Raw genomic sequence first — 13,868 nt, 5'->3', positions numbered from 1 at the left:
TCTCTCTCCTATGCAGCGACCGGCTGCGACGTGCGAGCCACACGCAGACGCGAATACGCGCCGCGCTCGGACTCGTCGACGGGAACCCCATACGGCTCCACGGGTTTCTTGAACGACGTCATGCGCCCCGTTGCATCCTTCTTCAGATGCGCGTGACAGAACCATTCGGCATCGTTGCGCTCGGGATAATCGACGCGATGGTGATAAAGACCCCAACGGCTCTCGGTGCGAAAGAGCGATGCGCGCGCGGCCATTTCGGCGCAATCGAGAATCGCGGCGACTTCGGCGGCGCGCATCAGTTCATGCGGATCGGCGGCGGCGAGCTGCTCCACGTCCTCGCGGATTTCGGCGAAACGTTGCAGGCCGATTTCCATGCGCCGCGTGACCTTCGGCGGCTGCAGATAGTCGTTGACGAATCGGCGCAGCTTGTACTCGACCTGCGATGGCGGCAGGCCATGCGTGCGCGACAGCGGCGCGAATATGCGATCGCGTTCGCGCTCGATCTGCGATGCATCGAGCGCCGGCAATGCGCGGCCCGCGACATGCGCGGCCGCGTCTTCACCCGCGAACCAGCCGTAGGTGAACGCGCCGAGCATGTAGTTGTGCGGCACGGCGGCCATGTCGCCCGCGGCGTAAAGTCCTTGCACGGAGGTGCGCGCGTGCTCGTCGACCCATACGCCCGATGCGCTGTGCCCGCTGCAAAGGCCGATCTCCGAGATATGCATCTCGATCATGCGCGTGCGATAGTCGTTGCCGCGTCGCGCGTGAAAGCGTCCACGGCTCGGCCGCTCGTTGGTGTGCAGGATCGTCTCGATCGTCTGAATCGTTTCTTCCGCGAGATGATCGAGCTTCAGGAACACCGGGGCGTTGCCGCTCTGGAGTTCCTGATAAAACTCCCACATCATCTGCCCGCTCCAGTAATCACATTCGATGAAGCGCTCGCCCTTGCCATTCGCCGTATAGCCGCCGAGCGGGCCGGTCACGTACGCGCACGCCGGGCCGTTGTAATCCTTGATGAGCGGATTGATCTGGAAGCATTCGAGATTCGCGAGTTCCGCGCCCGCGTGATACGCCATCGCGTAGCCGTCGCCGGCATTGGTCGGGTTCTCGTAGGTGCCCATCAGGTAGCCCGATGCGGGCAGCCCCAGTCGTCCGGCCGCGCCGCAGCAGAGAATCACGGCTTTCGCGCGAATCACGTAGAAATCGGCGCTGCGGCAATCGAAGCCCATCACGCCCGCAATCTCGGCGTTCGGGCCGTTCAGCAGGCGCGTCGCGACGATACGATTCGTGATCTCCACACGCGCACGTTTCAACTGGCGGTAGAGCACCTTCTTGACATCGTGGCCTTCGGGCATCGGCAGCACGTAAGCGCCCATGTGATGCACCTTGCGCACGGCATAGTCGCCGGTGTGATCCTTTTCGAACTTCACGCCCCAGCGGTCGAGTTCCTCGATCGTCGTGAAGCTGTGGCGCGCATAGGCGTAGATCGTGGCCTGATTGACGATGCCGTCGTTCGCGACGGTGATTTCCTTCGTGTACTGCTCGGGCGTCGCGTGGCCGGGAATGATGGCGTTGTTCAGACCGTCCATGCCCATCGAGATCGCGCCGCTGCGCTTCACGTGCGCCTTGTCGATGAGCAGCACGCGCAGGCTCGGGTCGCGCTGCTTCGCCTTGATGGCGGCCATCGGGCCGGCCGTGCCGCCGCCAACGACGACGATGTCGTATTCGAGTTCGTGGGTTTGCATGATCTGGAATCGTTACTTGTTATGACAAGTTAGGACCAGATTCTAGAAGCACGTGAACGGCGTGGGAATCAATTGTTTTTGCTTTGCTTCTGCCTGTTTCGAATAACGCGCGGTGCGCCTGCGGCCGACCGTTCGCGATCGATGCGCAGCCGGTATTGAAACGTATCGCCGCGGAAATAGAGGTATTCGAAGTCGACGGGCTCGCCGTCGGCATCGTGCGTGAGGCGTTCGATACGCAGGAGCGGCGCGCCTTTCTTCACGTCGAGCGCATCCGCGATATCCGGCGCGGCTGCTATTGCATCGATTGCGAGATCGGCGTGACCGAGCGGCACGGCGCAGTCGTTTTCCAGCATCAGGAAGATATCGCGCGTCGCGAGTTCCGTGCGTTTCAGGCGTTTGCCGAGGGCTTCGGGCAGAAACGTGACTTCGTACGAAACGGGCGAGCGATTGAGCAGACGCACGCGATGAATCTCCGCGACGCCGCTGCCTTCGGCGAGACCGAGTTGCGCCGCGACCTCCGCGGGCGCGGGCACGAAACGCAGTTGCACGACGCGGTTGATGATCTCGTGTCCGCTCTCCGACATCGCCTCCGCGAATCCCTGCAACGATGTCACGTTCTGGAACGTCTTCGGCTGCGACACGAACGAGCCTTTGCCGTGCACCTTGAAGATCAGCCCTTCCTTTTGCAGATCGCCGAGCGCCTGACGGATCGTGATGCGGCTCACGTCGAACATCGTCATCAGCTCGCTTTCCGAGGGCATGCGGCTCATCGGCGGATAGCGGCCATCGAGAATGCCGGTGCGCAGCACGTCCTTGATCTGCGTGTAGAGCGGAACGTGCGATTCGGGCGAGATGGAAGGGCGACGGGTGGACATGAGCGATGGAAGGCAGGAGGCGGCTGCTGCGAGTTGCGATTATAGCGGCGGGTTCCGGCTGCATCGCCATAAACAAATGACGAAATATTGGTTAGCCGCATCCGCGCGCTGCCAGAGAATGGAGCCTGGTTAGTTCGAGTCGAGCGAGGACCGAAGATGAATGAGCGCAGCGCGCGGGACGCAGGAACGTCGAGCTTGCCGGTCACGCTCGTGACCGTGCCCGGATTGCACGGCAGCGAGGATGCGCACTGGCAGAGCTGGCTCGAGCGCGAGACGCCCGGCGCGCGGCGCGTCGAGCAGCGCGACTGGAATACGCCGAATCTCGCCATCTGGAGCGACGCCGTTCGCGACCTGCTCGCGTGCATCGACGGTCCTGTCGTCATCGCGGCGCATAGCTTCGGATGTCTCGCGACGGCGCATGCGCTGTCGCACGCGGGCGCGTTTCAGGCGCATGCCGCAAATGTGAAGGGCGTGCTGTTCGTCGCGCCCGCGAGCCCGGCGAAGTTCCGTTTCGCGGGCGCGTTCACCGCGCGCGCACTCGACACGCTGTCGCTCGTCGTCGGCAGCGAGACCGATCCGTGGATGCCGCTCGACGATGCGCGCGCGCTCGCGCAGCGCTGGAACAGCGCGTTCGTGAATCTCGGCGATGCGGGGCATATCAATACATCGGCGGGATTCGGGCCGTGGCCGCTCGCGAAGCATTTCGTCGAAACGCTCGCGCGGCGTGCATCGCCCGAATACGAAGAAGAGGAAGCGCGCGCGTACGGCTGATACCGCGGCGCGAGGATGTGTGTAGGATGCATGGCCGCCTTCGGGCGGCCTTTGTTCGTTGGCGTGGTTCGAACCCTGTCTCTGGAGAAAAAATGGCGGTCTATAACAAGCTGGTCATCACCGTTGCGCTCGGCATCGCGGCAAGCGTCGCGCAGGCGGACACGACGCTGCTCAACGTGTCCTACGACGTGACGCGCGAGCTCTACAAGGACATCGACGCGGCCTTCGTCGCGGACTACAAGAAGAAGACCGGCGAGACGGTATCGGTGCGGCAGTCGCATGGCGCATCGAGCGCGCAGGCGTTGTCGGTGACGCAGGGGCTGCAGGCCGATGTCGTGACGATGAATCAGCCCAACGACATCGACCTGCTCGCCGAGCGCGGCCAGCTCGTGCCCGCCAACTGGCGCAACCGTCTGCCCGATGCCAGCGCGCCCTATACGACGACGATGGTTTTTCTCGTCCACAAGGGCAATCCGAAGAACATCAAGGACTGGAGCGATCTGGCGCGGCCCGGCGTGCAGGCGGTGATCGCGAATCCGAAGACATCGGGCAACGGGCGCTACGCGTATCTCGCGGCGTGGGGCTACAAGAAGCAGCAGGGCGCATCCGACGCGCAGGTGCAGGACTTCGAGAAAGCCATCTTCAAAAACGTGCCCGTGCTCGATACGGGCGGTCGCGGCGCGACGACGACGTTCACGCAGCGCGGCATCGGCGATGTGCTCGTCACGTTCGAGAACGAAGTCGGCCTGATGAGCGCGGGTCCGGGCGCGAAGGATTTCGAGGCGGTGTATCCGTCGGTGAGTCTGCTCGCGGAGCCGCCGGTATCGATCGTCGACAAGGTGGTGGACAAGCGCGGCACGCGCAAGGAAGCCCAGGCGTACCTCGACTTCCTGTACACGCCCGCGGCGCAGGAGATCATCGCGCAGCATCATCTGCGGCCGCGCAACGCGGACGTGCTCGCGAAGCATGCGGGCGAGTTCAGGCCGCTCAAGACCTTCACGGTCGAGCAGATGTTCGGAAGCTGGCAAAAGGCGCAGCAGACGCATTTCGCCGATGGCGGCACGTTCGATCAGGTCGTGGCGGACAAGAACTGACGCGGGCTTCGGTCTGACTATAGCGGCGGGATGCGAAACACCTCCGTGCGTATCTATAATTCGATCCATCCCGCGAAGATGCGCGCGTTTGCCCCGCGCTACGCTATGCCTTTACCGTCAAGGTGAGCGCGATGCCGTCATCGACACCAGCCGTGAAGCTCATCGTCGTCACCGCGCTCGTCGGTCTGGGCGCGGGGCTCGGCGGCATGTCGCTGGCGCTCCTGCTTCACGCGATCCAGCACGTCGCGTTCGGCTATAGCCTCGATGAGCTGACCGGCGGCGAAAGCTTCCTCATCGGCATCTCGGCCGCGCCGCCGGAGCGCCGCTTCATCGTGCTGGCGCTGTGCGGCGTGATCGCGGGCGCCGGCTGGTGGTGCGTGTATCGCTTCGGCAAGCCGCTCGTCAGCATCCGCAGGGCCATCGATGCCGACGATCCCCGCATGCCGCCCGGCACCACGCTCGCGCATACGCTCCTGCAGATCGTCACCGTGGCGATGGGTTCGCCGCTCGGACGCGAAGTCGCGCCGCGCGAGATCGGTTCATTGTGGGCGGGATGGCTCGCGCACTATGCGGGCCTCACGCCGGCGCAAGCGCGCGTCATGGTCGCGTGCGGCGCGGGCGCGGGGCTTGCCGCGGTCTATAACGTGCCGCTCGGCGGCGCGGTCTTCGTGCTCGAAGTGCTGCTGTGCACGTTCGATGCGACGATCATCGCGGCGGCCTTCGCCACCTCGGCGATCGGCGCGATTGTCGCGTGGATCGGACTCGGCGACGCGCAGCAGTATCGCCTGCCCGCCTTCACGCTCAACGCGCAACTCATAGTGTGGGCCATCGTGATGGGGCCTGTCTTCGGCGCGGCCGCGCGGCTCTTCGTGAAGCTCACGAGCGCCGCGCGCAAGAAGGCGCCGCGCGGGCGCATGCTGCCGCTCTTGTCGATCCTGAACTTCGCGATGATCGGCGTGCTCGTCATCTATTTCCCGCAACTCGCGGGCAACGGCAAAGGCCCCGCAGGTCTTTCGTTCGACGATTCCGTGAACTTCGCGCTCGCCAGCGTGCTGCTGGTGCTGAGAGTGACGATCGTCGTGACTTCGTTGCGCGCCGGCGCGCAAGGCGGCCTGCTCACGCCGGGCCTCGCGAACGGCGCATTGCTCGGCGTCGTGCTCGGCAGCGTGTGGAACGGCTTCTGGCCGGGCACGCCGCCGGGTGCGTTCGCGGTCGTCGGCGCGGCGGCGTTTCTGGGCGCGTCGATGCAGATGCCGTTGACCGCGCTCGTGTTGATGATCGAATTCACGCGATTCAATCACGACTTCCTGATTCCAACCGCGCTTGCGATGACGGGCGCGACGCTCACCTATCGCGTGCTCGCGCAGGCTCGCGTCGCGGAGCCGTCAACCGCGCCCGAGCAAACGCTGCAGCGTCTTCCCGACTGAGCGCGTGAACATCGCGATGACCGCGACCGGTCATTCGATCACTGCGCCTCGCTCTCGTCGGTGTCCTCATCGGCGCTGGCTTCGTGATTCATGGCGGCCGCGGCCAGCGCACTCGCCTGTTCCGGCCGCGCTTCCTTGCGCTCGCTGTAGCGGCTCGTGAGGTAGTCGGACCGATCGCGCACGAGCAGCGTGAATTTGACGAGTTCTTCCATCACATCGACGACCCGGTCGTAATAGGGCGAGGGTTTCATCCGGCCGTTCTCGTCGAACTCCTGCCAGGCTTTGGCGACAGACGACTGGTTGGGGATCGTCACCATGCGCATCCAGCGGCCGAGCAGGCGAAGCGCATTCACGGCGTTGAAGGACTGCGATCCGCCGCACACCTGCATGACCGCGAGCGTGCGGCCCTGCGTCGGACGGACACCGGCGGATTCGAGCGGCAGCCAGTCGATCTGGTTCTTGAACACGGACGTGAGCGTGCCGTGACGCTCGGGGCTGCACCAGACCTGTCCCTCCGACCACTCCGAGAGCGCGCGCAGTTCGGCCACTTTCGGATGCTCGGCGGGCACGCTGTCGACCACGGGCAGGCCGTGTGGATCGAACACGCGTGTTTCGGCGCCGAACAATTGCAGCAGCCGCTCGGCTTCCAGCGTCAGAAAGCGGCTATAGGAAGTCGGGCGCAACGAGCCGTATAACAACAGGATTCGCGGGGCATGCGCGCAAAGCGAACGCGGCTGGAGCTTGTCGCTGCCGGGAATGTCGATGTGCCCGGCGCTCAAGTTGGGGAGATTCGGAAGCATGTGTGTGGTGAACGGTCAGGCGGATTGATACCAGCGTTGCGAGCGATTGACGACGCCGACCACCAGCAGCATGACCGGCACTTCGATGAGCACGCCGACGACCGTCGCGAGCGCCGCGCCCGAATGAAAGCCGAACAGGCTGATCGCGGTGGCGACGGCAAGCTCGAAGAAATTGCTCGCCCCGATCAGGCTCGACGGACCGGCGACGCAATGCGCGACGCCCAGACGGCGATTGAGCAAGTACGCAAGGCCCGAATTGAAGAACACCTGGATCAGGATCGGCACCGCGAGCATCGCAATGACGAGCGGCTCGCGCACGATCGCTTCGCCCTGAAAGCCGAACAGCAGCACGAGCGTCGCGAGCAGCGCGGCGGTCGACCACGGACCCAGACGGGCGAGCGTGTATTTGAAAAAGGCTTCACCGCGCGCCATCAGTTGCCTGCGCAGCCATTGGGCGAGCATGACGGGAACGATGATGTATAGCCCGACCGACACGAGCAGCGTCGCCCACGGCACCGAGATCGACGATAGCCCGAGCAGCAGCGCCACCAGCGGAGCGAACGCGACGATCATGATTGCGTCGTTGAGCGCGACCTGCGAGAGCGTGAAGTACGGATCGCCTTTGCACAGTTGCGACCACACGAAGACCATCGCCGTGCAGGGCGCGGCCGCGAGCAGAATCAGACCCGCGATATAGCTGTCGAGCTGATCGGCAGGCAGCCAGCCAGCGAATGCGTGGCGCACGAAGATCCAGCCGAGCAGGGCCATCGAAAACGGCTTGACGAGCCAGTTCACGAACAAGGTCACGCCGATGCCGCGCCAGTGACGACCGACCTGCGCGAGCGCGGAGAAATCTATCCGGATGAGCATCGGAATGATCATCACCCAGATCAGCGCGCCCACGGGCAGGTTGACGTGCGCGATCTCCATGCGGCCGATCGCGTGAAAGAGCGGGGCAAAGACCTGCCCCAGACCGATGCCGGTCACGATGCACAGCATCACCCAGACCGTCAGGTAACGCTCGAAGAAACCGATGGCTGGCGTAGCCTCGTTGCGCGCCGCGTTCGTCGTGCTCATTTGCAGTCAGACCGGCTGCTCGCCGCGCACGGCGCGCCCGCGCAGCAGTTTTCCGTCAGAAAGCCGATGAGACCGGTCATGGCCTCGAAGTCGGCCGAGTAGAACACGAAGCGGCCGTCTTGCCGTGAGCTCACGAGCCCGGCGTGCGAGAGATCCTTGAGATGAAACGACAGGCTCGACGGTGCCAGCCCGACTTGCTGCGCGATTTCGCCGGCGGCGATGCCATCGGGTCCGGCGACCACCAGGGTTCTGAAGATCGCAAGGCGCGATTCATGAGCGAGCGCGCCGAGCGCGCGTACGACGAGGTTCGAGTCCATGACCGCAACCATAACCGATGAATTTCGACATTTCAACAAATATCGAAATGACCCTGGGTTGCGAATGGACGTGGCGCTACTTGTGCGTCTCGCTATCGGCGCGCGCGACGCTCGAACCCGAAGCGATGGGCGAGCCCATCGCCTGAAACAGCGCGGCGGTGTCGCTCAGGCGCGCGCTGCTCGCGTGGATCGTCGAGAGACGCGCGTTGAGGTACTGCTGTTCGCTGCCGCGGGCGGCGCGCGGCGGGATCGCGCCGCGCCGCACGCGCGCCGCCGCATCCGCCGATGCATCCCGCGCGGCGTTGCTCGCGCTGTCGGCGAAGGCGAGCGCTTCGCTATCGGTTTCGAGCGACGCCAGCGTATTCGCGACGTTCTGAAACGCCGAGAGCACGGTCTGCTTGTACTGCGCGACGGCGGCGTCATACGTGGCGATGGCCGCGCGGCGTTGCGCGAGCAGCGCGCCGCCGTGAAAGATCGGCTGCGACAGCGATGCGCCCACGCTCCACAACGCGCCCGCGCCCGACAGCGCGGTCGGCCAGTCGAAGCCGCCTTTGCCCATCGAAGCGGATATCGACAGGCTCGGAAACAACTGCGCGGTCGCGACGCCGACCTGCGCGGCGGCCGCCTTCAATGCGGCATCGGCGGCCTGAATGTCAGGGCGCGTCTGCAACAACGCCGATGGCAGGACGACCGGCACATCGGAGGGCACGGCGAGGCTCGCGAGATCGAGATCGTCGGGCGCCTGATCGGGCGTGCGTCCGAGCAGCACCGCGAGCGCGTGACGCGTCGCGAGCCATTGCGCGCGCAAGCCCGGCAATTGCGCTGCGAGCGACGCGGCGTTCTGCTGCGCGCTGAGCATGTCGGCGCGCGACAGGGAGCCGAGCGCATAGCGGCGCTGTGCATCGTGCGCGTCGTCGTTGGCGAGCGCGACGAGGCGTTCGGTTACGTCGATCTGCGCATGCAATGCCGCCGCGCCGATCGCGCCCGTCACGATGTTGGCCGCGAGAGCGCGCCGTGCGGCATCGAGCTGAAAGGCCTGTTGATCGACCTGCGCGGCGAGCGCCGCATTCGCAAAACGCGCCGCGCCGAAGAGATCGAACGTGTATTGCGCCTGAATCTGCCCGACGAAAAGGTTGTAGAGCACGGTCGGCGGGCCGCCCTGGGGAATGCCTAAGCCGCGTTGCCGCGTCGCCTGGCCGCCTGCATCGATCTGCGGCAGCAGCGACGAACCGACCTGCGCGCGCAACTGTTCGCGCGCGGCGACGAGGCTCTTGTCCGCCGCCGCGAGATTCGGGCTCGCGCGCAAGCCTTCATCGACGAGCGCATTCAACGTATCCGAGCGATACAGCTTCCACCATTCGGGCACGGGCGCCGCGTCCGCGACGAAGCGCTGCGACGCGCCTTCCGCCGTGACGCTCGCTTCCACCTGCGGCTGCGCGCCGTAATGCGCGGGCTGCGGCATCGCGGGCGGCTTGCCATCGGGACCGAACGCGCATGCGCCGAGCGCGAGGCACGCCACGGTCATCAAAAGCGGGCGATTCATGACGATGCTCCTTCGCGTTCGTCGAGCTTCACGCGAAACCACGCGGCATAGAGCGCGGGCAGATAGAAGAGGGTGAGCACGGTCGCGCTCGTGATGCCGCCCATCAGCGCGGTCGCCATCGGGCCGAAGAAGTTGCTACGCAGAAGCGGAATCAGCGCGAGCACGGCGGCCGCGGCCGTCAGCGTGATGGGTCTGAAACGCCGCACCGTCGCGCCGATGATCGCATCGAAACGCTTGTGTCCGGATGCGATGTCCTGCTCGATCTGATCGACGAGAATCACCGAGTTACGCATGATGATGCCGAACATCGCGATCACGCCGAGCATCGCGACGAAGCCGAACGGCTTGCCGAACGCGAGCAGCGTCACGACCACGCCGATCAGCCCGAGCGGCGCGGTGAGCACGACCATCATCACGCGCGAGAAGCTCTGCAACTGGATCATCAGAAGCGTCAGCACGACGATCACCATCACCGGAATCTGCGCATTGATCGACGCCTGGCCCTTGCCGCTTTCCTCGACCGGGCCGCCCACTTCGATGCGATAGCCGACCGGCAACGCACGGCGAATCTCGTCGAGCTTCTTGTCGATGGCCTGGGTCACGTCGATGCCTTGCGCGTCGCCCTTCACGTCCGACTGCACGGTGATGGTCGGCTGGCGGTCGCGTTCCCAGATCACGCCGTATTCGAGCGTATCGACGACGCGTCCCAGCGCGGAGAGCGGCACCGGTCCGTGCGGCGTCGGCATCGCGAGCGTCGCGAGCCGCGCGGGATCGACGCGCTCGGCACGCGGCGCACGCAAATCGACGCTGATGAGCTTGTCGCGCTCGCGATACTGCGTGACCGTGGTGCCGGTCAGCGTCATCGCGAGAAAGCTCGCGATATCCTGCGACGAGACGCCCGCATCGCGCGCCTTCTGCTGATCGATCTCGAAGCGCACCGAACGCTCGGAAGGCTCGTCCCAGTCGAACTGCACGTTGGTCGTGCGCGAGTCGGCGCGCATGTCGGCGGAAACCTGCTCGGCGACGTGACGCACAGTGCCGATATCGTCGCCGCTCACGCGAAACTGCACCGGATAACCGACAGGCGGCCCGTTCTCCAGACGCGACAGACGCGTGCGTATGGCAGGGAAGCGCTCGCGCAGCATCGGATCGAGCCAGCGCGCCAGCGCTTCGCGCGCTTCGACCGACTTCGCGGTGACGACGAACTGCGCGAAGTTCGGCGTCGGCAACTGCTGATCGAGCGGCAGATAGAAACGCGGCGCGCCGGTGCCGACGAAGCTCACGACATGATCGATTTCGTCGCGGCCCTTCAGCGCTTCTTCCAGCCGCTTCGCCTCGCGCAAGGTCGCTTCGAACGATGCGCCTTCCTGCAATCTCACGTCGATCAGCAGTTCGGGACGATCCGAACTCGGGAAGAACTGTTGCGGCACGAGGGTGAAGCCGGCCATCGCGATGACGAAGAGCACGACCGTGATCGCGAGCACGACGAAGCGCCGCTTCACGCACCAGCCGACCCAGCGGCGCAGGCGTCCGTAGAACTTCGTGTCGTAGATATCGTGTTCGTGATCGTCGGGCAGATGCGCTTCTTTTTTCCGTTCGGGCAGGAGCTTGTAGCCGAGCAACGGAATCAGCACGACCGCCGCGAGCCACGATGCGATCAGCGCGATCGCCGACACTTCGAAGATCGAGCGCGTGTATTCGCCGGTGCTCGATTTCGCGAGCGCGATCGGCAGAAAACCCGCGACGGTGACGAGCGTGCCGGTCAGCATCGGGAACGCGGTGCTCGTGTAGGCGAACGCCGCTGCGCGCGCGCGGCTCCAGCCCTGTTCGAGCTTCACGGCCATCATTTCGACGGCGATGATCGCGTCGTCGACGAGCAATCCCAACGCGAGAATCAGCGTGCCGAGTGATACCTTGTGCAGGCCGATATCGAACAGATACATGAAGAGCGCGGTGACGGCGAGCACGATGGGAATCGAGATCACGACCACCATGCCGGTGCGAACGCCGAGCGACACGAGACTCACGATCAGCACGATGACGACCGCTTCGGCGACTGCTTCGAGAAAGTCGTCCACCGAATGCGAGACCGCATGCGGCATGCTGGAGACTTCGGTGAGCTTCAGTCCCGCGGGCAGTTGCGCGCGCAGCTTGATCATGGATTCGTCGAGCGCCTTGCCGAGACGCACGACGTCTTCGCCCGGCTGCATCGTGACGCCGATGCCGAGCACGGGCGTGCCCGCCGAGCGCATCTGCGTGGCGGGCGGATCGATGTAGCCGCGCTTGATCGTCGCGATGTCGCCGAGACGGAACGAGCGGCCGTTCACGGTGACGAGCGTATCGGCGAGCGCGTCCACGCTCGTGAATTGCCCGCTCGGGCGCACGAACACGCGATCGTTGGGCGTCGTCAGAACGCCAGCGGTCGAGACGGCGTTCTGTCCGTCGATGGCCTGCGCGATCTGCTGCGGCGAGATGTTCAGGCGCGTGAGCGTCGTATTGGGAATCTCGACGTAGATGCGCTCTTCCTGGTCGCCGAAGTAATCGACCTTCGCTACGCCCGGCACGCGCAGCAGAACCGTGCGCAAGGCATCGGCGTAATCGTGCAGTTGCGCGGGGGAGAAGCCGTCGCCTTCGAGCGCGTAGATGTTCGTGTAGACGTCGCCGAATTCATCGTTGAAGAACGGGCCTTGCGCGCCGGGCGGCAAGGTCGCGGCGATATCGCCCACTTTCTTGCGGATCTGATACCACTCCTCCGGCACGTCCTTCGCGGGCGCGGAGTCCTTCATCTGAAAGAAGATGAGCGACTCGCCGGGGCGCGAATAGCTGCGCATGAAATCCGTGTACGGCGTTTCCTGGAGCTTGCGCGCGATGCGGTCCGTCACTTCCTCCTGCACCTGACGCGCGGTCGCGCCCGGCCAGAACGTGCGAATGACCATCACGCGGAAGGTGAAGGGCGGATCTTCCGATTGCGCGAGCCGCGTGTAGGCGAGGATGCCGAAGATCGTCGACATCGCGATGAGAAACACGACGAGCGCGCGATGCCGCAACGCCCATGCCGAGAGATTGAAGCGGCCTTCTTCGTGGCGATGCGCGTTGTCGTCTTCGCGAATGTCGCTCATGACGCGAAGTCCTCGGGATGCAGCGGCGCGACGACGCGCACTTTTTCGCCCGCGGACACCGTATGCACGCCCTGCCACACGATGCGCTCGCCCGCTTCGATGCCGCTCGCGAGCGTCACCGTGCGCTCGCCGTAGCGCGCGACTTCGACGCGCCTCAGTTCGAGCGCATCGCCCGGCTGCTTGACGATCCACACGGCGGGATGGCCGTTGTCGTGGAACAGCGCCGTCGATGGAATGGTGAACGCGCCCTTCGCGCCATTCGGTGCGGCGAACGCGATGTCCGCCGTCATGCCGAGGCGCACGTCGGGCGTCGGCGCTTCGAGCGTGAGCTTCGCGCGCCAGGTGCGGCTCTGGGTATCGGCGGCGGGCGAGAGCTCGCGCACGCGCGCCTTGAAGGTCCGCCCCGGCAATGCCGCGAGCTTCACGCTCGCTTCCTTGCCCACGGCGAACGCGCCGAGCGCGGCTTCGGGCACGTCGCAGATTACGTCGATATCGCCGCTCCAGGCGAGCGTATAGACGGCCTGGCCCGAAGTCACGTTCTGGCCGGTGTCGGCCTGCTCGGCGGTGATGACGCCCGCGTGATCGGCGGCGAGTGTCGCGTAGCGCAACTGATCGGCGGAAAGTCCCGCCTGCTGCTGCGCCTGATTGCGCTGCGCGAGCGCGGACGCGTAAGCGTTCTGAGTCTGTTCGAGTTGCGCGGGCGCGATGAGATTTTCCGCGGCCTGCGCGCGATCGCGGTCGAGCTGCTGCTTCGCATAGACGAGCTGATGCTCGGCGGCGTCGAGTTGCGCGCGGGCGCTCGCGTTGTTCTTCTCGGCATCGGCGGGATCGAGCCGGGCGACGACTTGCCCTGCCTTCACGCTGTCGCCGAGGCGCACGCGCCGCTCGAGAATCTTGCCGTTGATGCGAAAGGAAAGCGGCGTCGAATAGCGCGACTGAATCTGTCCGGGCAGGCTGGATGCGCTCGCGTGTCCGTCCGCTTGCGCCGCGACGGCGACGACCGGACGCGGCGCGGGTGCGGGCGCTTCATGCCGCTTGCAGGCGACGAGCGTTACACAGACGATCGGAACGAATGCCGCGCGCGCCACGACCGACATGGC

Annotated in this window: 11 protein-coding genes; 3 read left to right on the top strand and 8 right to left on the bottom strand. The window is 65.3% G+C overall.

What is annotated here, in order from left to right:
• Positions 1-8: 8 nt before the first annotated feature.
• Positions 9-1,745 carry a fumarate reductase/succinate dehydrogenase flavoprotein subunit gene (locus PQR08_RS18885; protein ID WP_408162100.1) on the bottom strand — a complete coding sequence of 579 codons (1,737 nt, stop codon included), beginning with the start codon at positions 1,743-1,745 and terminating at the stop codon, positions 9-11.
• Positions 1,746-1,813: 68 nt separating this feature from the next.
• Positions 1,814-2,620, bottom strand: coding sequence for a GntR family transcriptional regulator (locus PQR08_RS18880; RefSeq protein WP_250485002.1), 807 nt, complete (start codon positions 2,618-2,620; stop codon positions 1,814-1,816).
• Positions 2,621-2,776: 156 nt separating this feature from the next.
• Between PQR08_RS18880 and PQR08_RS18875 the strand changes: the two genes are divergently transcribed.
• The 3 genes from PQR08_RS18875 (at position 2,777) to PQR08_RS18865 (ending at position 5,912) form a co-directional block, all read left to right on the top strand.
• Entirely contained in the window at positions 2,777-3,391 is a 615-nt protein-coding gene (locus PQR08_RS18875) for an RBBP9/YdeN family alpha/beta hydrolase (protein ID WP_250485001.1), read from the top strand.
• Positions 3,392-3,483: 92 nt separating this feature from the next.
• Complete coding sequence (locus tag PQR08_RS18870) at positions 3,484-4,485, top strand: sulfate ABC transporter substrate-binding protein (RefSeq protein ID WP_250485000.1); 1,002 nt, start codon at positions 3,484-3,486, stop codon at positions 4,483-4,485.
• 131 nt (positions 4,486-4,616) lie between these two features.
• Complete coding sequence (locus PQR08_RS18865; protein WP_408162097.1) at positions 4,617-5,912, top strand: chloride channel protein; 1,296 nt, start codon at positions 4,617-4,619, stop codon at positions 5,910-5,912.
• A 38-nt stretch (positions 5,913-5,950) separates the two neighbouring features.
• Here the strand turns inward: PQR08_RS18865 and arsH are convergent, their stop codons facing one another.
• The 6 genes from arsH to PQR08_RS18835 all read right to left on the bottom strand — a co-directional run bounded on the left by arsH (position 5,951) and on the right by PQR08_RS18835 (position 13,865).
• Entirely contained in the window at positions 5,951-6,712 is a 762-nt protein-coding gene (gene arsH / locus PQR08_RS18860) for an arsenical resistance protein ArsH (protein ID WP_250484978.1), read from the bottom strand.
• Positions 6,713-6,727: 15 nt separating this feature from the next.
• Entirely contained in the window at positions 6,728-7,789 is a 1,062-nt protein-coding gene (arsB, locus tag PQR08_RS18855; RefSeq protein WP_250484977.1) for an ACR3 family arsenite efflux transporter, read from the bottom strand.
• Positions 7,786-8,106 carry an ArsR/SmtB family transcription factor gene (locus PQR08_RS18850; protein WP_250484976.1) on the bottom strand — a complete coding sequence of 107 codons (321 nt, stop codon included), beginning with the start codon at positions 8,104-8,106 and terminating at the stop codon, positions 7,786-7,788. The genes arsB and PQR08_RS18850 overlap by 4 nt, the downstream gene beginning before the upstream one ends.
• 76 nt (positions 8,107-8,182) lie before the next feature.
• Positions 8,183-9,649: an efflux transporter outer membrane subunit gene (locus PQR08_RS18845; RefSeq protein WP_250484975.1), complete on the bottom strand. Its 1,467-nt coding sequence runs from the start codon at positions 9,647-9,649 to the stop codon at positions 8,183-8,185.
• Positions 9,646-12,768, bottom strand: a complete 3,123-nt coding sequence (locus PQR08_RS18840; protein WP_238213263.1) for an efflux RND transporter permease subunit — start codon at positions 12,766-12,768, stop codon at positions 9,646-9,648. Before PQR08_RS18840 ends, PQR08_RS18845 begins: the two co-directional genes overlap by 4 nt.
• On the bottom strand, positions 12,765-13,865 hold the full coding sequence (locus tag PQR08_RS18835; RefSeq protein WP_250484984.1) for an efflux RND transporter periplasmic adaptor subunit: 1,101 nt from the start codon (positions 13,863-13,865) through the stop codon (positions 12,765-12,767). The genes PQR08_RS18840 and PQR08_RS18835 overlap by 4 nt, the downstream gene beginning before the upstream one ends.
• Positions 13,866-13,868 lie beyond the last annotated feature (3 nt).

This window comes from Caballeronia jiangsuensis (assembly GCF_046030135.1).
In the GTDB taxonomy this organism is placed as follows: Bacteria; Pseudomonadota; Gammaproteobacteria; order Burkholderiales; family Burkholderiaceae; genus Caballeronia; species Caballeronia jiangsuensis.
Note: the sequence above shows the minus strand (reverse complement) of the source record. Positions and strands in the feature narration are given on the sequence as shown.